Source organism: Pseudoalteromonas maris (assembly GCF_049257235.1).
GTDB lineage: Bacteria > Pseudomonadota > Gammaproteobacteria > Enterobacterales > Alteromonadaceae > Pseudoalteromonas.
On the sequence record NZ_JBMMUF010000011.1, the window covers coordinates 44,242 to 65,573 of the forward strand.

General features: G+C 44.6%; 19 protein-coding genes. 8 read left to right on the forward strand and 11 right to left on the reverse strand.

All coding sequences use genetic code 11. The features are described 5' to 3' along the window. Positions 1-108 precede the first annotated feature (108 nt). Positions 109-1,026 (reverse strand): 4-hydroxy-tetrahydrodipicolinate synthase, encoded by a 918-nt coding sequence (gene dapA / locus AAEU32_RS13885; protein WP_421971137.1) that lies wholly within the window; start codon positions 1,024-1,026, stop codon positions 109-111. A gap of 160 nt (positions 1,027-1,186) precedes the next feature. Here dapA and AAEU32_RS13890 point away from each other — a divergent pair, with 160 nt between their 5' ends. Further along, complete coding sequence (locus tag AAEU32_RS13890; RefSeq protein WP_421971138.1) at positions 1,187-1,840, forward strand: DUF6058 family natural product biosynthesis protein; 654 nt, start codon at positions 1,187-1,189, stop codon at positions 1,838-1,840. Positions 1,841-2,010: 170 nt separating this feature from the next. Next, a complete protein-coding gene (locus AAEU32_RS13895; RefSeq protein ID WP_421971139.1) occupies positions 2,011-3,051 on the forward strand; it encodes an ABC transporter substrate-binding protein in 1,041 nt (346 codons plus the stop codon). A 23-nt stretch (positions 3,052-3,074) separates the two neighbouring features. Here AAEU32_RS13895 and AAEU32_RS13900 read toward each other — a convergent pair whose 3' ends face one another. The 6 genes from AAEU32_RS13900 to ybaK all read right to left on the reverse strand — a co-directional run bounded on the left by AAEU32_RS13900 (position 3,075) and on the right by ybaK (position 8,510). Beyond that, complete coding sequence (locus tag AAEU32_RS13900; protein ID WP_421971140.1) at positions 3,075-3,479, reverse strand: cytochrome b562; 405 nt, start codon at positions 3,477-3,479, stop codon at positions 3,075-3,077. A gap of 126 nt (positions 3,480-3,605) precedes the next feature. Next, positions 3,606-4,241: a flavin reductase family protein gene (locus AAEU32_RS13905; protein ID WP_421971141.1), complete on the reverse strand. Its 636-nt coding sequence runs from the start codon at positions 4,239-4,241 to the stop codon at positions 3,606-3,608. An 18-nt stretch (positions 4,242-4,259) separates the two neighbouring features. Continuing rightward, positions 4,260-4,958: an SDR family NAD(P)-dependent oxidoreductase gene (locus AAEU32_RS13910; protein ID WP_421971142.1), complete on the reverse strand. Its 699-nt coding sequence runs from the start codon at positions 4,956-4,958 to the stop codon at positions 4,260-4,262. Then, entirely contained in the window at positions 4,951-5,343 is a 393-nt protein-coding gene (locus AAEU32_RS13915) for a thiol-disulfide oxidoreductase DCC family protein (RefSeq protein WP_421971143.1), read from the reverse strand. Before AAEU32_RS13915 ends, AAEU32_RS13910 begins: the two co-directional genes overlap by 8 nt. A 117-nt stretch (positions 5,344-5,460) precedes the next feature. Further along, positions 5,461-7,722, reverse strand: a complete 2,262-nt coding sequence (locus AAEU32_RS13920) for an acyl-CoA dehydrogenase (RefSeq protein WP_421971144.1) — start codon at positions 7,720-7,722, stop codon at positions 5,461-5,463. Between the two features lie 326 nt (positions 7,723-8,048). Continuing rightward, complete coding sequence (gene ybaK, locus AAEU32_RS13925; RefSeq protein WP_421971145.1) at positions 8,049-8,510, reverse strand: Cys-tRNA(Pro) deacylase; 462 nt, start codon at positions 8,508-8,510, stop codon at positions 8,049-8,051. Positions 8,511-8,710: 200 nt separating this feature from the next. Between ybaK and AAEU32_RS13930 the strand changes: the two genes are divergently transcribed. Next, entirely contained in the window at positions 8,711-8,929 is a 219-nt protein-coding gene (locus AAEU32_RS13930) for a hypothetical protein (RefSeq protein ID WP_421971146.1), read from the forward strand. Between the two features lie 64 nt (positions 8,930-8,993). Here AAEU32_RS13930 and dnaJ read toward each other — a convergent pair whose 3' ends face one another. Then, the gene (dnaJ, locus tag AAEU32_RS13935) at positions 8,994-10,124 is read right to left on the reverse strand and encodes a molecular chaperone DnaJ (RefSeq protein WP_421971147.1); all 1,131 of its coding nucleotides are present in this window, start codon (positions 10,122-10,124) and stop codon (positions 8,994-8,996) included. Between the two features lie 82 nt (positions 10,125-10,206). Then, entirely contained in the window at positions 10,207-12,129 is a 1,923-nt protein-coding gene (gene dnaK / locus AAEU32_RS13940) for a molecular chaperone DnaK (protein ID WP_421971148.1), read from the reverse strand. A 185-nt stretch (positions 12,130-12,314) separates the two neighbouring features. Between dnaK and AAEU32_RS13945 the strand changes: the two genes are divergently transcribed. The 4 genes from AAEU32_RS13945 to AAEU32_RS13960 all read left to right on the forward strand — a co-directional run bounded on the left by AAEU32_RS13945 (position 12,315) and on the right by AAEU32_RS13960 (position 16,789). Further along, the gene (locus AAEU32_RS13945; RefSeq protein ID WP_421971149.1) at positions 12,315-13,106 is read left to right on the forward strand and encodes an acyl-CoA thioesterase; all 792 of its coding nucleotides are present in this window, start codon (positions 12,315-12,317) and stop codon (positions 13,104-13,106) included. 164 nt (positions 13,107-13,270) lie between these two features. Beyond that, positions 13,271-14,500: a PqiA/YebS family transporter subunit gene (locus tag AAEU32_RS13950; RefSeq protein ID WP_421971150.1), complete on the forward strand. Its 1,230-nt coding sequence runs from the start codon at positions 13,271-13,273 to the stop codon at positions 14,498-14,500. Continuing rightward, complete coding sequence (gene pqiB / locus AAEU32_RS13955; RefSeq protein WP_421971151.1) at positions 14,493-16,151, forward strand: intermembrane transport protein PqiB; 1,659 nt, start codon at positions 14,493-14,495, stop codon at positions 16,149-16,151. Before AAEU32_RS13950 ends, pqiB begins: the two co-directional genes overlap by 8 nt. Then, positions 16,151-16,789 (forward strand): PqiC family protein, encoded by a 639-nt coding sequence (locus AAEU32_RS13960; protein WP_421971152.1) that lies wholly within the window; start codon positions 16,151-16,153, stop codon positions 16,787-16,789. The genes pqiB and AAEU32_RS13960 overlap by 1 nt, the downstream gene beginning before the upstream one ends. A gap of 136 nt (positions 16,790-16,925) precedes the next feature. Here the strand turns inward: AAEU32_RS13960 and AAEU32_RS13965 are convergent, their stop codons facing one another. Beyond that, complete coding sequence (locus tag AAEU32_RS13965; protein ID WP_421971153.1) at positions 16,926-19,802, reverse strand: insulinase family protein; 2,877 nt, start codon at positions 19,800-19,802, stop codon at positions 16,926-16,928. A gap of 195 nt (positions 19,803-19,997) precedes the next feature. On the opposite strand from AAEU32_RS13965, the gene AAEU32_RS13970 reads away from it, so the two are divergent. Next, entirely contained in the window at positions 19,998-20,414 is a 417-nt protein-coding gene (locus AAEU32_RS13970) for an MAPEG family protein (protein WP_421971154.1), read from the forward strand. Here the strand turns inward: AAEU32_RS13970 and AAEU32_RS13975 are convergent. Continuing rightward, positions 20,406-21,176, reverse strand: coding sequence for a peptidylprolyl isomerase (locus tag AAEU32_RS13975; RefSeq protein ID WP_421971155.1), 771 nt, complete (start codon positions 21,174-21,176; stop codon positions 20,406-20,408). The two genes, AAEU32_RS13970 and AAEU32_RS13975, sit on opposite strands and share 9 nt — an antisense overlap. Between the last annotated feature and the right edge of the window lie 156 nt (positions 21,177-21,332).

Below are 21,332 nucleotides of genomic sequence, written 5' to 3' on the forward strand. Positions count from 1 at the left end.
GTCCATTTAACCCCAAGGCGCAAATAGTAATTGATTGACAATAAAATAGCAAAAGCAGCCAGTACAATTAACCGGCTGTTAAGTTAAAAAATGCTATGAAACGTGACGTTAGACCAATTTAACAGCAATTTCATCGATTATAGCGGGCGTTTGGCTACCAACGAGGTGCTTTTTTTCTACCTCTGCCAACAGAGCAAGACCGGCTTGCTGTTGTTCTTTACTCAATGGCACATAAGGCAGTCTGAATACAGGTTTTACCGCCCCCGTCATCGCCAAAGCCGTGTTAATAGCAATTGGGTTTGGTTCGCAGAATAACCAATTCATCAATGGTTTCAGTTGTTCGTTCAGGGCGCTTTGCGGTTTATCCATCAAGGAACAAAATAGTTCAGGGATCAAGTTTGACGCGACCGAAATTACACCATGGGATTGATGCATGTGCACGCCATCATGGGCTTCATCATCATTACCTGACCAACAAGCGATCCCCTGCTTCTCGTAATGTGCGATGCGCTCATTGCCGCCGCACTCTTTCATACCTATGAAGTGCTTATGATTTGCTATCTTGGCGATAAAGTCTGGGGTTAAATCTTGTCCTGTGCGCCCCGGTACGTTGTAGATAAAAGCAGGACCAATATCAAGAACGCGATTAAAATGCTCGAGCAAACCGGCCTCTGATGTTCTGCCGTAATAAGGGTTGATTTGCAAAGCCGCATGCATACCGGTAGCAAAACCATATTGTGTGGCTTTTATTGCCTCTTTGGTATTATTGCTGCCAGTGTTACCGACGATTAATAAGCGCTCGCCAAATGCTGAAACACTGTGGGCGATAAGCATTAGATGCTCTTCCCAATTCATCAACTGGCCTTCGCCAGTAGTTCCGCCAACAACAATACCGTCGACGCCAGCGGCGATTTGACGCTCAACAAGCTCATCAAAGGTATTCAAACATATTTCGCCAGCGTCGTTATAAGGAGTTTTAATTGCTGTAATAACGCGGGCTTGTCTAATTTGCTCCATTGTTCGCATGTCTTCGCTTCTCTTGTTCTGTTGTGAGTGATTTCTTATGCATGCCCTTTTGGGCTGCACAAGCATACATTATTGATTGTCTGTGTGCATTTTAATTACTTGCAACTTAATTTCAATTGAATCACAATGACTGTATATACATACAGTTAATTTTATCAGCATGCATTTACTTGATTACTTGGAACAGTACTTTTACCGTCAAGATCAGCTCTGTCAGTTACTCGCTATAGATAATGAAACTCTTGAACAATGGCAGCATTTATGTGTATTTCCACAAGCGAGTTATAGCTTGGAAAACAAAATTCAATGTCATTCGGTGCAAGGTATATATGATTGTCAGGTGTTCTGGCAATACTATCCAAATGCCACCGTTGAATGGGGCAAAAGTTTACAAAAAGCCAATATTGAAAATGCCAGTGTTGCATTTAACGTGTTTAGCCAACGCGCTCAGCATGCCCTTACCTATTTGTTGGAGATGGGGTTGCATATTGAAGACAGTTATTTAGAAGACATCCAAGAAAGACTCACCCATCTGTGGCAAAAATTTCTCAGTGGTCAATTTGGCACACAGACACGCCAAGGAACCATTGAAGAAATCGTGCACATGGATGCCATAAAATACACGTTAGATACACTCACAGAAGGGCTGAGAATAACCAGTATCGATGCAGACCAAAGACATGTAATTCACGCTTTGATGAAGCAACTATCGAGAGTCATTATTGAGCCTCCACGTCACGAATACCCCCATTCTTTACGGGCTAAATATCTGGATACGTTGGTAATGAAGTACGATTTATCAATCACACGATAGCGAGTGCTGTTTACCCATAAGCTTGTAACCCATGCACGTGTGTTAATTATTATCCTCAAAAAAGGGACTTTACTGATATCAAAGACATGCATAAACTGATGCCATTGACTTGCAGTATATCGGGCTATTGTATGCGTCTTTTTACTGTCGTTTTGTGGGTCTGGTCATTCATGTGCGAAGCCTCACAGCCACAAACGATTGAACATCCAACGCACAGTATGAAAGTGCATTTTGTTAATCCTGGGCACCAATCAGAAAACGCCACTGGGATGTTTTGGCGCAATGTATCTATTGCAATGCACGCTGCGGCGGATGATTTAAATATAGATTTAGTTACCACATACGCGAACCGTAATCACATTTTGATGAAGCAAAAACTGCAACAGGCTCTGTCCAGTGATGCTGACTATGTTATCGTGGTTGATGAAAAAAAGGCGTTAACTCAATACTTCAAGCAAATTGAAAACGTCAACAAACCCGTGTTGTTTATCTTCAATGCCCCTGATGCAGATTTACTCACGGCTAAACCACACTGGTTATCGGGCTACTTAACTCCAAATACCTTTGATGCGGGTTACAAACTCGCGCACAGCATATACAAAACGGCCAAAGAGCGCTTTGGTGAGCAAGCATCACTGAATTTATTGGCGTTATACGGAGATCACCGTACTGAGTCCGCATTGGGTAGGCAGCATGGTTTAGAGTTATTTTTACGCCAACATCCTGAGATCAATCTCATCCATAGTGATGTTGCTAACTGGTCTAAAGAACAAGGCTTCAGAAAAAGCATTGGCGTGTTAAATCACACCCCTAGCATCAATATGATATGGGCAGCGAACGACCCTATTGCCAGTGGCGCACTGCTCGCAGCAAAACGCGCCAACCCAACGAACCTCCCTGTTATTGGTGGTATCAACTGGGACGAAGTGGATGCCCAAGAACAAGCTGAAATATCGGTAGGTGGTCATGTTCTCTTAGGCGCAGCGTCTTTGGTGCTTTTGTATGATGCACACACCACTCAAACTCCGTTCCCAAGTAGCAGCAACTACGAAATTTTCGCGCCAAATAGTGCTGAGTATCAGCAACTGATCGACGCTATGCACACCCAACAATTAGGCAAGGTCAATTTTCAACGATTCAGTGTGAGTCATGAAGACAGCTGGCAATATAGCCTACTTAATCTGTCAAAGTGTGTGCAAAACGGCTGTTAAATACTAGACGCTGATATTCAGCGTTATTTGCCAAACAGTAACTCCCAAAAGCCAGGGGGTTCATGGAGTTTATGATATTCTTTTCGTAGATCGTCAATTGGCAAAAGCTGTGCTTTTGCTTCGTCCAACTGATTGCTTTGAGCCAGTTCTCGTGCAATTTGTATGCGCTCAGCCACTTTACCAAGCCCTTCACGAGATTCCTTCTCAGACTTTTTGAACTGGCCTTGTTCAGCTTGCTGCAAATACTTCTCAAACTCGTCAAGCGCCGCTAGCATAGTCCTTTTATCCGTCGCTTTAACCGCAAGTTTATAGCTATGCCCCATCTTTTTCATTACAGCCTGCATGTCACTCGTGCTGCCGGCATGGGCGGCAAAAGCAAATAACGCCACAAGCATGATACTCACAATGGCGTGTTTTAGTGTCGACATAGGTTTCATCTATTTTGGTGAAAGTGCGGCTATTTTACCTCAGCAAGCAAAGGACTCAAGCTTGGCGTAAATCCCCTTTACACTGGTCAATCCCAAGAGCGTTTGAGCGCGACCAGTTTACATAACTTATTCGTCAATGGGACTTGGCCACACATGAGGCTGAGCGTAGCTTAGTCGTCCTAAACGACTTCCTATGTGATACCCATCAAGTCCTGTTATTGCAATAGTTTGCATAGTGCCTAAATCGATATGCCCATCTTCACACAAAGCGTCGTCGAGCACTTCGCCATATTCAATAGAACCAATCAACAAGATAGTGCCGTTGTGTTCGATTGGTTGCTCTGAGACCAACTTTACTGCGTACTTCAAATGACTCTCTTTAACAAAGGGCGCGGGGCATTCGCCGATGACTTCAGGTTCAAGTCCCACTTCGTCGAACTCGCTTTGATCGCGAGAGTATTTAGCCGATGTTTGATGCGCAGCTTGCCAAAAATGACTATGAACCTGATTCAAGGTATACCAGCGAGTTGCACGGATATTGGCAAGAGTATGGCGCTCGACTACGTCTGGGCGCATTACCAAAGCAACCAGTGGCGGCTGGGCTCCTAAATGGACCACGGAGCTGACTATCGCTAAGTTGTGCTGCCCCTTGCCGTCTGTGGTGCCCACAAGGTTTGCGCTTTTATAGCCAGATAAACTATTGACAAAATGCGCTCTAAACCGCGATGGCATGGCATCTATGTCATCTTTACTAAAATACATCGTAGCTCTCTTTAAATTCTAAAAATCAATAGGTTGAGAATCCCAATCGCGGAATTCACAGGCCATTCCAACGTCTATGTCTGTACTTAAGCTATACATTCGTTGTGCCACAAACTCAGGAGTGAATAGCTTAGAGGCAGGTACATTTTTCTGAAACGGTTTGGATAAGGGGGTGTCAGTCGTACCGGGGTGAAATAATAAAAACGAGCACTGCTTATGAGTGCGGCGAACCTCGATGGAGGCTGTTTTCGTCAACATATTGAGCGCCGCTTTAGACGCTCGGTAGCTGTACCACCCACCCAAACGATTATCGCTTATGCTGCCAACTCGGGCACTCATTACCGTAACAACACTAGGACGCGCTTTGTGGACCAACTTTGTAATATTCATTAACCACCACATGGGAACCACAGTATTGCAATGTAAAACCTTCTCGAATTGCGTTGCGTCAAACGCACTCAAGCTTTTCTCAGGAGAAATGGTGTCGCCGTGCAACATACCGTTGCAAATAAAGATACTGTCAAAGCTGATGCCTTGCTGTGCAATGGTGTTGCTCCATTGCTCAACACTCTGGGCGCTGTAATGCATTTGCGTGTGCAACTGACGCTTCGCGTGCGTGCGGCTCACACTATGAACTTCGACTCCTTGTTCTTCGAGGTGTGCCACTAACGCCTGTGCTATCGCGCTTGACGCACCCACTACCAGCGCTCTAGCCATCTTTTGAGCCTACTTTACACTGTTGGTTACAACGACACCCCATCAATTTGTTGGAAATCCACACTCTGTGTTTGGCAAACAATCTGTAGCATGCATCGCTGATTAACCGCAAAACAGGCAAACGCAACACGTTGAGCCAGCGATACTTACCAACCGCATTCCACGCCGCGATGTTGGCATCCAAACCAAGCAGAATACGTCCGTCACAATCAATGGCGTGCAGTGTGTCAAAGGCTTGCTCGAAACTTACTTGCGGGTAATAAATAAAATCACGTTCGTTATTGATGTCCACGAACGTGATGCGCTGTTCACTATCATAAGATTTAAGCTTGGTGATTTCAGCATTGCACAAGGGGCAAGCGCCGTCATAAAACAAAGTTAACATTCATTATCCTCCAAGCAGATAATACGAACCCTGTCGCCTAGAAGATCAATGAAAAAGGCCCCGAGTGTAAACCCGAGGCCTTTGTTTTCGTATTTTAAACCGTGTTGTTAGCGTTATTTAGCTAGCATCTCGTAGCGTTACATCTTGACCGTCAGCTCGTGTCCCATCAGGACGCAGTAGGTTCATGTCAAAATCATACTCGTCTACGCGAATGGCTAACTCACGTTTGCGATTGTAATCAACCAGTGATGCATACTCTTGTGCATCAATCACATTCGCTGCCAATGCATTGTCGAGTGTTTGTACGAAGCGCACACCAGAGCGAATTTGCTTAGACTTAATAGCCTTGCGTACTTTCGCCAGAGCATCTAGGTTAGCCAGCTTCGCCTTGTATGCTTGCTCATTGATATCATGACCATCGCCCGGAGTCGGTTTTACAAGGTGCGTTAGCTGCGCTTTGATAGGGGTATCAAGCTGCGCTTGATGAGCAAGTTCGCGTACCAAATCATCACTAATAGCCATTGTCTTGCGCCCATATTGCCACGTTAATACACGCATGAACTTGCGCGTCCCTGACGCTGGGAAGTTATCCAAGAAGCTATGCAGCGCTTGCTCTGCTTGGGCGATAGCCCAACGTGTTGCATAGTGGAAGTAAGGAGCGGCTTGTTCACGGTGCTCAGCACTTACTTTTTGCTCATAATATTTGATTGAAGCCATCGCTGCATACATATAGCTCATTACGTCACCTAAACGTGCCGATAGCATCTCAGCTTGTTTCAGCTTACCGCCTAAAACAAGTAACGAGAAATCTGCATATACAGCAAGGCGAGAAGATATCTTGTGCACTGCTTTTTCGTATTCACGCACTTCAGCTAGATCAGACGAACTTGGTGCACTAAATGGTAGTAGACCATTTTTGAACGCACGCAGTGCATTGGCGGTACTATAACCGACTGTTTTGCGCAGAATGCGATTAAATTTTGCATCAGCGTCTTTGTCTTGTGAGTGAATTGACTCTACCATGCTCTGCAAATAAGGATGGCAACGCATAACACCTTGACCGAAAATCATCAGGTTACGGGTAAGAATGTTTGCGCCTTCAACCGTAATAGCAATTGGCTGCGCAACGTAGCCCGTTGCTAAGGTGTTTTGTGGTCCACGTTGAATCGCTTTACCGGCTTGAATATCCATTGCTGAATCTAGTACATCGCGACCAATTTCAGTCATGTGGTATTTAGCGATCGCAGTGACAACGGACGGCTTCAACCCCATACCTAGACCTTCAGTAGTCAATACACGCATTGCTTCTTGCAAATACGTTTTGCCTGCGATGTCCGCAAGCTTCTCTTGAATACCTTCAAACTGACCAATGGCAAGACCGAACTGTTCACGCACAGCCGCATACTCAGCAGAGCCTTTGAATGCCACTTGAGACACCGACACACCAAGGGCTGGCAATGAGATACCACGACCTGCACCTAAACAGCTCACCAGCATCTGCCAACCACGGCCAATGTTCTTTTGACCACCGATAATGAAGTCCATCGGGATAAATACTTTTTCACCGCGCGTTGTGCCGTTGTAGAAACGCACACCCATTGGGTCATGGCGATTGCCCAGCTCAACGCCTGGGTGGTCGTGCGGGATCAATGCACAGGTAATACCAAGGTCTTCTTTATCACCCAGCAGTTTATTTGGATCTTGCACCTTAAATGCTAAGCCAAGTACCGTGGCAATAGGTGCGAGCGTGATGTAGCGTTTGTCCCATGTTACTTCAAGGCCAAGCACCGTCTCGCCATTGAACTGGCCTTCTTTAACAACACCGATGTCAGGAATACCACCCGCATCTGAACCTGCTTCAGGGCTAGTAAGTGCGAAACATGGAATATCGCGGCCATTCGCTAGACGCGGCAAGTAATGATTTTGCTGCTCTTGTGTGCCGTAATGAAGTAATAGTTCGCCTGGGCCTAACGAGTTGGGAACCATCACAGTTACAGCAACCGCTGAAGACTTGGTTGAGATAGTGGCAACAATTGTCGAGTTTGCATAAGGGCTAAACTCGAGACCACCAAATTTTTTCGGGATGATAAGCGAAAAGAAACGTTCTTTTTTAAGAAAATCTAAAATGTGATCAGGCAAATGTGTGCCTGATTGGATTTCAGACTCATCGATCATTTCCAGAAGCTGTGCCACTGGACCATCAAGGAATGCTTGTTCTTCTTGACTCAATGTTGCCGCAGGTACATCACGTAGTGCTGCGAAATCCGGTTTACCTTGGTAAATAGAACCTTCTAACCACACGTCACCCGCATCAAGTGCTTCTTGTTCTGTGATTGAAATACTAGGAAGAATTTTTTTTAAATTTGTACGTAAGCTCATAACCAACTCATCTGACCAGTTAATATACCCTATATTACGTCATAAAAATGGCAATAGATCAATTGGTCCAACCAGTTTTTTTAACACTATATTTATAACTTATTTTCGCTATGGCACGCGAACACGCGCCAACACTGAGTTTGAGCGAACACGTGTACGCACAAAAAAATAAAAATTTTTTCTCTCATTTTATAGTGAGACCCAAAAAATGGGGGCTTGGATGGTAGTAGTATGAAGATAAGTAGCGCTAAAGGGAGGCCATGTGTGACAGCCTAACAACACGCTCTCACACCCTATTTAAACAGATTCAGGCGTTATTACCCCGGTTAAAAAATTGCAGTTGATGCGTTTAATGCACTTATTAAATCTTGCGGTGTAATGGCTATCTCAACGCCTCGTTTGCCACCACTGACATAAATACAGGCTTGCTGCATGGCCTTTTCGTGTAAGTACACTTGCAAACGCTTCTTTTGGGCAAAAGGGCTTACCCCTCCGAGCACGTATCCTGTGATCCGTTCAACATCTGCCGCTTTGGCCATGTGCGCCTTCTTAGTGCCTGCGGCTTTCGCTATCAACTTCATATTTACTTGCTGATTTACAGGGGTAATGGCAACGATAAAGTCATGCTCAGCCGTTTCTAGCACTAAGGTTTTAAAAACAGCCTCAATAGCAAGATTAAGTTGTTGCACAACCTCTAAACCATAGTTATCTGTATGTGGGTTGTGCTCAAAGCTCAACAATTCAAAGTGCACCTTGTTCTTTTTTAGGAAATTCACCGCAGGGGTCATGTGGGTACCAAAAATCATCCTAGTGAGTGAATAGCATACAAGGCTCTCATGAAAAATAAAATGCAATTAAATCAAGCCCACACATCGATTGTAATACCCGATTAAATCTAAAAATGCCTGCTGTAGACTATGGCCAATTGAGTGCTCTTGGAGTTTTTCCACTAAAGTTAAGGTATGTCTTCCCAAAGCATGAGGTGATTATGCATGTTCGACGATTTCGCACTGTGACTCTGTTCGCGGTGTGCGCACTGTTGACATGGTTGGTGCATGCCGAATACAACTATTGGGATCATCAGCGCCAATGCGTCATGCGCTGCGAGCAGTTGACTCAGGAAAAGATGGCGATAAGGGATATTCACTACAGTGAAAATTCAAATATGTGTCGCTGTGATTCAGGTATTGCAGTATTGCTCAATTGAGTAATATCGCAGACATAAAAAAAGCGCCCGTAGGCGCTTTTTATACTAGTCAGTAGAACTGCATTTACTTGGTCAAATCATCAAAGAACTTTTTCACCCCGTCAAAGAAGCCTTTCTCCTTTGGACGATATTTTGAGCTATCTTTGCCCATGCTCTTTTCTAACTGCTCCAACAATTCTTTTTGTTCGCTGTTAAGGTTAACCGGTGTTTCGATGACCACTTTACAGATCAAATCGCCTACTGCACCTGAGCGCACTGACTTCACACCTTTAGAACGCATACGGAACATTTTACCCGTTTGTGACTCAGCTGGAATTTTCAGTTTTGCTCGACCATCAAGGGTCGGCACTTCTATCTCACCACCTAATGCCGCTGTAGTGAAACCGATTGGCACTTCACAGTACAGGTTGTTACCATCGCGCACAAAAATTGGGTGTTCGCGCACACTCACCTGAACATACAAATCACCCGATGGCGCACCATTTGCACCTGCTTCACCTTCACCTGAGAGGCGAATACGATCCCCAGTATCAACGCCCGCAGGGATTTTCACTGATAACGTTTTGGTTTTCTCTACGCGGCCTTGGCCATGGCAACTGTTACACGGATCAGAGATAACTTGGCCTGAGCCCTGACAGGTAGGACAGGTTTGCTGCACTGCAAAGAAGCCCTGGCGCATTTGCACCTGACCAGCGCCGTGACAGGTGCCACAGGTTTTAGGCTTAGATCCTGCTTTGGCACCTGAACCATCACACGGCTCACAACCAACCCAAGTCGGTACTTTGATCTCAACTTCTTTACCGCGCACAGCCTCTTCAAGACTGAGTTCCATGTTGTAACGTAAATCAGCACCACGTTGTTGACGCGATTGACGGCGTCCGCCGCCGAAGATATCACCGAATACATCACCGAAAATATCGCCAAAGTCGCCACCGCCACCGAAGCCACCGTGACCACCACCGCCGCCTTGTTCGAAGGCCGCGTGACCGTATTGATCATAAGTTTGGCGCTTTTGCGCATCGCCTAGGATCTCGTACGCTTCTTTTACTTCTTTGAACTTGGTTTCAAGTTCTTTATCGCCGGCAGTACGATCCGGGTGATATTTCATCGCCAGGCGCTTGTAAGCCTTTTTAATGTCACGTTCACTGGCGTCTTTTGCAACACCCAGTACTTCGTAATAATCGCGTTTTGACATATCTACCACTTTTCAAAAATTCTAGAAACACTAAGGGCGCGTCAAGCTCATTCGCAAGCGCGCCCCGTGTGCAACAAGCTAATTACTTGTCGTCTTTTACTTCTTCAAACTCAGCGTCAACAACATCGTCGTCTTGCTTGGCTTGTTGCTGGCCTTGCGCACCTGCATCAGCACCACCTTGCTGCTGGGCTTTCGCTTGCGCGATTTCCATTAGCTTTTGTGACTTTTCGATTAGCGCCTGAGTTTTAGCATCGATTTCTTCTTTGCTTTCACCCTTGATTGCTGTTTCTAGCTCAGCAACGGCTGCTTCGATTGCTTCTTTGTCTTCTGCTGGAAGTGCATCGCCTGCTTCTTCGATTTGCTTGCGTGTACCGTGAACCATCGCATCAGCTTGGTTACGTGTAGTAACAAGCTCTTCGAACTTTTTATCTTCTTCGGCATTCGCTTCTGCGTCACGCACCATTTTTTCTACTTCTTCATCGCTTAGACCTGAAGAAGCTTGGATTGTGATCTTCTGCTCTTTACCTGTGTCTTTGTCTTTCGCAGATACGTGTAGGATACCATCAGCATCAACATCGAAAGTCACTTCGATTTGCGGCTCACCACGGCGTGCTGGACGGATACCTTCAAGGTTGAACTGACCCAGCGACTTGTTGTCTGCTGAACGCTTACGCTCACCTTGTAGTACGTGAATTGTTACTGCGTTTTGGTTGTCTTCAGCAGTTGAGAAAGTTTGTGACTTCTTCGTTGGAATCGTCGTGTTTTTCTCGATTAACGCTGTCATAACCTGCCCCATTGTCTCGATACCTAGAGACAGAGGGATAACGTCTAGTAGTAGTACGTCTTTTACATCACCTGCTAATACACCACCTTGAACCGCAGCACCTACAGCTACTGCTTCATCAGGGTTAACGTCTTTACGAGGCTCTTTACCAAAGAACTCAGCAACCGTCTTTTGTACAAGAGGCATACGTGTTTGACCACCTACAAGGATGATGTCGTTTACATCACCTACAGATAGGTCTGCATCAGCAAGTGCTTTCTTAAGCGGCTCGATTGACTTAGTTACTAGGTCTTCAACAAGTGACTCAAGTTTTGCACGCGTTAGCTTCACGTTCATGTGCTTAGGACCTGTTGCATCTGCTGTTACGTATGGCAGATTTACTTCCGTTTGCTGTGCACTTGAAAGCTCGATTTTTGCTTTTTCAGCAGCTTCTTTAACACGCTGCATCGCTAGCGGATCGGTGCGAAGGTCAATACCTTGTTCTTTTTTGAACTCATCTACTAGGTAGTTGATAACGCGGTTATCGAAGTCTTCACCACCTAAGTGCGTGTCACCGTTCGTCGCAAGAACTTCAAATGTGTGCTCGCCTTCAACTTCATCAATCTCGATGATTGAGATATCGAATGTACCACCACCTAAGTCATACACTGCAACAACGTTGTCGCCTTGTTTGCGGTCCATACCGTAAGCAAGTGCCGCAGCTGTAGGCTCGTTAATGATACGTTTTACGTCAAGACCTGCGATACGACCTGCGTCTTTCGTTGCTTGACGCTGTGAATCGTTGAAGTATGCAGGAACTGTGATAACTGCGCCTGTTACTTCTTCACCAAGGTAATCCTCAGCGGTCTTTTTCATTTTCTTAAGCACTTCTGCAGAAATTTGTGGTGCAGCGCGCTTCTCACCTTTTACTTCAACCCATGCATCACCATTGTCTGCTTTAACAATTTTGAATGGCATGATGCCGATGTCGCGTTGAACTTCTTCGTCTTCAAAACGACGACCGATCAAACGCTTGATAGCGAATAATGTATTTGTAGGGTTTGTTACCGCCTGACGTTTCGCCGGCTGACCTACTAGCGTTTCACCGTCTTCAGTGAACGCAATAATAGAAGGGGTAGTGCGATCGCCCTCTGCGTTTTCAATTACGCGTGGCTTATCACCGTCTAGTACCGCTACACACGAGTTAGTAGTACCTAAGTCGATTCCAATAATCTTACCCATGAATCTTCTCCAACTTCAAAAATCTGTTTACATGTTTGATGTCTACTAGATAGGGGTCAGTTTTGCTAATTCAAGCGCGATGCATAAAAAAATTTCGTTTTTTTGTCATTTTTTTTCATTTCGCCCCTCTACAAAGGAAATTTTGCGGTTAAACTGGTCGGACGAGAATAAAAAGGGATCGAATTATGACTTTTGATGAACTCATGGCATTAGTAAGTGAGGACGATGTACAAACTCTGCAATTTCCAGAGTCTTGGACACAAGGAAGAACTGCTTTTGGTGGCTTGTCATGTGCATTTGCATTGCAATCAATGTTACTGCATTGCCACGATGAACGTACATTGCGTTCATTTAGCGCACAATTCATTGGCCCTATCGCTCCCAATGAGCCATTTACTCTGGCTTTTAATTTGCTCCGAGAGGGTAAAAATTCAAGTCAATACGCAGCAACAATCACCCAACATGACCAAGTATGTTTAACAGTTCAAGGGCTATTCGCCAAAGACCGCCGTTCAATTGTTGAAGTACCCTATGCGCATGTCGTCGACAAACCAGCTGCAAACCCGCAGCAATGCCTTCCTTATGTCAAAGGTGTGATGCCGAACTTCTTTCAATATGTTGATTTAAACCTTGTCGAAGGTGGTATGCCTTACAGTGGCACACAATGTACGGATTTAAGTGGCTGGATGCGTTTTAAAGAACAATCTCACAATTACAATTGGACGCATTTAATTGCGCTGATCGACGCTTGGCCACCATCACAATTGCAAGTATTCCCTACCCCCGCCCCTGCGAGCAGTATGAGCTGGCACGTGGAGTGTCTGCACCTGCCCGAAATTAATGCGCACGACTGGGTCGGCGTGGATATTAGTACAACTGCAGCACACAACGGTTATGCCTATGAGGACGCTACGCTCTATAGTGAGTCAGGTGCAGTGATCGCACAAAGCAAACAAACGGTCGCATTATTCGCTTAATGATACGTTTGCACACGAGCCTGCCACAGCGCAGGCTCTCTTCCTAAGCGAACATTCAGTTTATCTTAGTACTTCGCTTATATTTCATCACCTTACAACGCTAGGATTTCATTGCTAAAACAGCTATTCTTTAGCTTATCTAACGCTATTACCTACGAGAACACATGCACATAGCTTGCTCGCATTGCGACTATATCGCCTCTATCGAAGAGCCGCTTAGTGCAAATCATGTGGCTCACTGTCCACAATGCCATAGTGTGTTGTTGAAAAGCAGCGACAACAACGACACTCAAGTAGTAGCTCTGAGTATCAGTGCCGTTGTGCTTCTGCTGAGCTCAGTGTTCTACCCCTTTTTGTCTTTTTCCAGCAACGGTTTAACACAAACCATCACCTTACCTGACGCAGGGCGCATGCTGTTTAACTATGACAGTGCAGCACTTGGGGTATTTATTGATTTGAGTATTATTGCCCTTCCTTTGTTAATGCTGTTGTTGCTCATTCCTATGCATATGGGCTTACTCAATGCCATCCCTAAATCTTGGGGCAGACGCATACTTAAATTTACCCAAGCGTTGGAACTTTGGGTTATGTCAGAGATTTTCCTTGTTGGTGTGTTGATCAGCATGGTCAAGATCATGAGCTTGGCTGATGTATCTTTTGGTCACAGCTTTTGGGCGTATGTTGGCTTTGTTATTTGTTACAGCTGGGCTTTTTGTAAAGTTAATCATGCGCGATTATGGCAGCAAATAATGCCATATCAACATATTGAGCCATTGCAAGGACCAAGAGCGATAGACTCACAGTTAAGAGCGTGCCACATTTGCCATCAACTCAGTAGCGATAAGCGCTGTCCGCGCTGCCATACACGCACATCTATCAGGCACAATCAGAGCGTACAAAAGGCTGCGGCGTGGCTTGCGACGTCAGTTTTACTGTATATACCCGCTAATGTGCTGCCCATCATGTACACCATTAGTCTGGGAGATAAAGAACCATCGACCTTAATAGGTGGCGTAATTTTATTGTGGCAAGCAGGCTCATACCCGATTGCGTCAATTATCTTTTTAGCGAGTGTGGTCGTGCCGTTTGCAAAAGCACTCGTTTTAGGGACATTGTGTGTTATGGTTTATCAACGTCTGGGACCACGTTCTAAAGTCTACACTCGGCTATATCAAGTCACTGAATTTATTGGGAAGTGGTCTATGATTGATGTGTTTGTGGTCGCTATTTTAGTCGCCCTAGTGCAACTTGGAAATTTAATGACAGTAGAGCCTGGTTTAGGGGCACTGTGTTTTGGCGCCATGGTAGTTTGCCAAATGTTGGCCGCCCATGCGTTTGACCCGCGTTTAATTTGGGATTCACCTGAGCAGGTAAAGAGAGTAGTGAATGACTAATTCTGCATACATAAAAGCAGCAAAGAAAATTTCTCCAATTTGGCTTATCCCATTACTAGCCTTATTTGTAGGAGCATGGATGCTGTTGCAATATCAAATGGATAAAGGGCAGACCATTTACATCAAAATGGCTAACGCCGATGGGATTGTCGCCGGTAAAACTGAAATCAAAGTGCGCAGTGTAAAGATAGGCACGGTAACGGCGATTCGCCTTGGCAATACCCGTGACCACGTATTGGTGCAAGCACAAGTAGAAAAACACTATGAATCATTGCTCACTGAAGATGCAAAAATATGGGTTGTAAGACCACGCATTGATGAAACCGGTATCAGTGGTTTTAGTACCCTGCTCTCTGGTGTGTATTTTGAATTTGCCCCAGGCGAAAGTGAGCGCACAGTGATCCGCTTTGAGTTACTCGAAGAGCCCGCTTTGATAGGTAATGACGTCAAAGGTACCCGCTTTAAATTATCTAGCCAAAACGCCGAAGTGATGGATGTGGGCACTGGAGTATTTTACAAAGGCTATAAAGTGGGCCAAATTGAAACAGCCCAGTTTGACGCCAGTCAACAGCAAATGCACTATGGTATATTTATCGATGCGCCTTACGAAACCCTGATCACCTTAAATACGATTTTTTGGGTGCACTCTGGCATTGAAGTCGATTTATCGGCAGATGGCATTAATGTTAAAACGGGCTCGCTCTCTAAACTGATAAAAGGCGGTGTATCTTTGGGGATCCCAGAAGGAGATGCCCCCGGCCCTGCAGTGAGTGAAGGCCACACCTTTAGTCTAAGTGAAAGTTATAATGCGGCCTTAGAGCAACGCTTTTACGACTACGAACATTACTTAATTCAATTTGAGCAATCTGTGCGCGGTTTACGCGAAGGTGCCCCTGTAGAATACCGCGGCATGCGCATTGGTACAGTTGAGCAAGTCCCAGCGCAAGTGATGATTGACGGAGCGCCAGCACACTTTAGTGACACCAGCGTGTCGGTACCCGTATTAATTCGCATCGAATTTGGTCGCCTATATCGCGATACGCAAATGGCCAGAGAGTTTTGGACTGACAACTTACAAGGCTGGCTCGACCAAGGCTTACGGGCATCTTTAAAGCCCGGCAATTTATTGACTGGTGCAATCTATGTTGATTTAGATATGTATCCAGACTTGGGGCCTGGACTGCTCTCTAATCGCGGTGAATTCACAGTTTTCCCAAGTACATCAAGTGGTATATCTGCTTTGGCGAACCAGCTCAACGATGTACTTAACAAGGTCAAAGACTTAAAGCTTGAAGATAGCCTAGGTCAATTTGAGCAAACTATGGCAAGTTATGATGCGCTCGCCAAAGACATGCGTACTTTTATCAATGACCCTGCAACGCGCGACCTTAGTGCTGACATCAGCAAGGATATGGCGGATATCAGTAAGAGCATGCGCCAATTTGAGCAAAGCATGGAGCAATTCGAAATTACCATGGCAAGTTTTCAAAATGGTTCACAGATGTACCACGAAATGCAGTCCACTATGGAGCAAGTCAGACGCTTGATGGATGAGCTACAGCCATTTTCTCGTGAACTGAACGAACAACCTAACATGTTGATATTTGATAAAGAAACATCACAAGATCCCACGCCAAGGAGTAAAGACTAATGCTGCGATTATTACCATTATTGATCACAACATCCTTGCTTGGAGCTTGTGCAAGCTCAACTCCCGAGCCGGCGCTGCGTTATTATCAATTTACTATCGACTATGCACAGCAACAGACTATTAGCCAAAGTCGTGAACAAACAGCGCACTTGCTAAGGCTCAGCCCCATAAAAGTGCAAGGAACGTTAAATAATCGCGCTATGGTATTGAAACTTTCTGAGCATGAAATATACAGCGCTAAATCACACTTTTGGGCAGACAATCCAGCGCAAATGCTTGCTAGTTCGACACAAACTCAACTGATGCAATCGTTGGAGGGTGTGCTCGTGGTGCGCGGTGCAGACGTATACGCTGAGCAACTGCAATCTTCATTTTATCAATTAGACATTACCGTTGAACAATTTAATGCTGGTTTGGAAAATGATGCTGAGGTAGCCGGGTTATGGCGACTTTCGCGGGTGGATAACAAGGGTAAATTGCATGTATTAAAGATTGCTCGCTTCTACCACAACGAACCATTAGCTCAAGATGGTTATGAAGCGCTTGCCAAAGCGATGGCTAAAGCATGGCACGCCATGCTTAAAAAAATGAGTGAGCAAGTGAATACACTCGTTACCCCAATTGAATTAAATAAATGATCTTCCTAGCAGACTAAATAGAGCTGTCCTAGCTCAAATTTCTAATACAATTGGTATTAAAAGCGCATAAAAAAGAGGATCTCATCCAGAGATCCTCTTTTGTTTCTACTCAAATATAGGCTTGCTTATTGCTGGCCTATTGCCAGCTAATCGCTTTATGGAATTGGTCCATCGATTGCACTTTTGTTTGACCGTCTAGTTCAGCGAACTCATCATCAGCAAACTTGCTACCACGTAATTGAATATTCAATCGTGCGGCATCCTGATTTAACATTGTCTGCTGGTAGAAATCTTGGATATCTTTAAGCGATGTTTTCTCAACTGCCGCAATAAGTTTAGCGCGGCTATCAAAATCATATTGCTCACGATACCAATCGGTGATCAAACGACCCACTTCGTCATTCAAATTCTTTGGCTTTTCTTTAAGTGCAACCAAAGTGGCATTTTTAAGCTGTAAGAACGTTTCTTCGTCCATATTAGCAAGCTCTTGCTGATATTGCTTTTTAAAGCTATCAAAACGCGCCTGCATATCCTTTGGCCCTTTTACTGGCGTTTGGATAAACAAGCCAATGCCTGCATATTCATCGAGTGGACGAGCCAATGCACCTACTGCGTAAGCGAGTTGCTCTTCAGTACGTAACTTATCAAACGCGATTGTACGGAAGTGACCACGCAATACTGATGCTGCCGCTTTTTGCTCGTAACCAGGCGTTGGGTGGTAAGCCATATCAATAATGGCAACGTCAGCAACGTCTATATCTTTTTGTACAACGTATACTTCACCCTGTTTCGGCTGCCACGTTTTTGAACGCGTGTACTGCGTGTCTTTTGCTTGCTCTGGCAATGCTTGGCTTATACTTTTAGCGATTTGCTCAACACTGCTGTCATCATAGTTACCAAATGCAAAAACACGAACGTTGTTGTTGCTGAGCACCTGACTCATCAATGACTCTAAATCAGCAACGTTAAGTGATTTAGCGGTTGCGATAAGCTCGTCTGTATCGTGACTACCTGAGCGGGTGATCTCAGAGTACATGCCAAACGCTTGATAGAATGGGAACTGCTTTTGCGCATTCATTAGGTTGCGCACATAACGATCCACAGCTTGATCGAACGCTTGTTGCTCTACATTCAAGTTGAGGTTCTTAAGCGCCTGAGTAAGTAACACCGGTTGCTTATCAGTAAACCCACCTACCGATAAACTAAAGCCATTACCTGCGTCCATGCTTACACTCATACCAGCTATGCTCGCTTCGGTAGCCAACGCGGTTTGCGATAGATTATACAAATCAGCCCATAGGCTCATTAGTACACCGGCTTTGATGTCTTGTTGCTTAAGCGGTGAGTTAACATACACTTCCAACAACCCTTTCGGCTGCTGAGCAAAGTACTGGCTTGGCTGCAACCACACTTTAATACCGTCTTTATCGTAACTAACCATCGGCTTGTCTTGCGCCTTGGCTGTCTTGATATCGAATTGCTCAGGTAACAAGCGATTTACACTTGGCAGTGCTAACGCAAATTGACTCGGTTGCTGCCAGCTCGCTTGCTCTTGCTCGCCGATATCTTCAATGCGATATTGGCCATCGTAAAAGTAAAGCTTGCCATCTGTTTGCTCTTCTTTAGACACATACCAAACACGCAGAGTATCACCGTTGAGTTGATTCAATACGCTGTTGATCGCTTCTTCGTTAAACTCACCGTAAAAGAATGGCGCGTTGATGGCGTTATTTAGCGGGTAATCTTGCATGCTTTGAGTTAATGATGACACGTAACCAAACTCGTCACTTTTCTCAAGGAATTGGAATTGGTTATTTAACGAAGTACGAATTTCGTTAAAGTACTTCTTATCAACACCTTGGGTTTTAATTAGCTCAATATAACGCATGATGGTAGCGACGATTTCCTCGCGATTTTTCATGCCTTCATCAGTCAAGTCGATGTTTACATTCAGCTCACCATAGTTGCCATACTTGTTCGGTGTTGCTGACGCACTAAGCTTAGATACCCAGCCCTTATCACGTAAAATCTGCGCTGGGCTGCCAGGCATTTCATTGCTCAACAGATAGGCAACAAAACGGTTAGGCTTGTAGGCAAATTCATCCATGTTGTTTTGGATGACAAAGTCCATCTGTAACTGCTTTACATCTTCGTTTGGCTTGTAGTAAACACGTTTACCACCAACATCATCGTAATTCAGCTGTGCACTGACCTTTGGTTTGTCTATTTTCTTATCTTCGATATCAGCAAAGTATTGCTGTGCAAGCTCACGCATCTCATTAATTGGGCGATTTGAGATCATGGCCACTTTCATGATGTTGGCTGAATAGTATTTATTATAAAAATCAACGGTTTCTTTGTGTAACTGGCTACCTTCTTTGTCGCCCAAGGTCTCTAGGTTACCAATCAAGAAACGGTTAGCAGGGTGCTCTCCCATCATCTTACGCGCAAGCTTAAATTGACCAAAGAAGTCCATCTCACGGCGCATTGACCACTCTGCATTTACTGCATTCTTTTCTTTATCTGTGTATTCAGGATAGAGCTTTGGCGATTTGAAAAAGTCACTGAAACGATCCAACGCTTCACCGTATGCGTCATTATTCACTTTGAACATATAGTTGGTGATATCGAGCCATGTATAGGCGTTGTGTGCACCACCATTTTTAGTCATGAAATCACTGTACCCTTTGGTATCAGGGTAACGCTCGGTCCCAAGGAACAACATGTGCTCAAGATAGTGAGCCATCCCTTGTTGCGTCATCGGATCGTGTAATAGCCCTACGCCAACACTTAGCGCAGCTGCCGATTTTTCTGCGCTTGGGTCTGACACCAAAATAACTTCAATATTGTTATCGAGTTTAAGCGTGTCATAAGAGCGTTTATCATTTGGACTAACGACCAAATTTTCAGGAATTAATTGTGCAGGTGACGATGTGATATTAGAGGTAGATGTCGCATTGCAGCCCACTAACACAGCAAGGCTCAATGCACTAAGTACAAGTGCTTTGTTCATTATTAGAATTCTTTGTCTGGAGTCGTAGGCTGACAATAATCAAAAATCAGCGACAAAAATGCAATGTAAAATGTGATTAAGTTTGTAACAGTTTATTAAATGGCTATTCACTAAAAAGCCTTATGGTAAGACAAACTATGTTAAGCTGGGCTAGAAATTAGCGAAAATAATTCGAATATGAGTCAAGGAATAGAAATGTTAGAAAAGTTATTGATCCTCGCCCTATTTGCTCAAGTCCTGCTGACCTTTTGCGTCATGTTTATTATGGGCCGACGTCGCTTTGCTGCTGCTAGGGCAAAAGAGATTCACTTAGAGCAGTTCTCAACCATGGATTTGAAAGACGCGTCTGAATCGGTGCAAGTGGCAGGGCGAAATTTCATCAACCAATTTGAAATTCCAGTGTTGTTTTTTGTCGCGTCGCTTGTCGCCTTAATAACCAATAACCTTGGGTACCTGTTGGTAACGCTAGCATGGCTATTTGTTGTGTCGAGAGTGATCCATACAGTGATACACCTGAGCAGCAACCATCTGTATTCACGCTATTATTCATTTTTAGCTGGCTGCATTATCGTCCTGATAATGTGGATCACTCTCGTGTGGCGTTTATTTTAACGCCACTTTACGACGCAGAGCCACTAACAGAGCGAAAGGTGCTAACCACCATGCACTGCCTGAGCTCGAGTCAGACGAGTTAACGTCATCAATCAGTGTATTTTCAACTGGGCTCAGTGTTACGGCTGAGTTTGGATCTTCGTCTATGATAATAACATCATTAATCGTAACGAGATTTGCTGATGTAATGTCTGAACCTTGAGAGCACTCATCGGCGCTGTAATTAACAGTAGGAACACTATCTAAGTAATTGAGTGCAGGCAAACCGCTGCACGTAGCCAGTGCGTTAATCTTATTAACCACATCCATGCCATCACCAATCACTTGTCCAAATACGGTAAATCCGCCATTTTGCAAATCGAGATTAGCGCTGTTATCACGGGTATTAAAGAACCATTGGCTAGTCGCACTGTTAACATTGCCTGCCTGCTTAGCCATCGCAATCGTGCCAGTCACGTTTGAGTATACAGGCTCATTTACTACTGCATTTTGAATATCAATAACGTCTATTGACTCATCAAACGTGAACGCGCCGCCCTGAACGACAAATTTTGCAACAGAACGATGCACAATCGTTGAACGATAATCGCCACGACCAACATAACCTAAAAAGTTCTCTACGGTTTTAGGTGTTTGTTGGTCGAACAAATTTACCTGAAAACTGCCTTGAGAGGTTTGAAATTCAACAATGGTTGCGTGGGCATTTGTTGCTAGCATTGCACCTGCAATAGTTAGCACACCGGCTGAAAGTACGGCTTTCATATTGACTCCTGAAACTGATGAGGGCATACCTTACTTCGAGACTAATTCAAGTGCTAGAGCAAAAATACAATAACTACAAATTGATACCTAACTGTAACTCAGGGTTACATTTGTATTTACTTTATATAATTTTAAGTTATTAAAAAATAAATTATA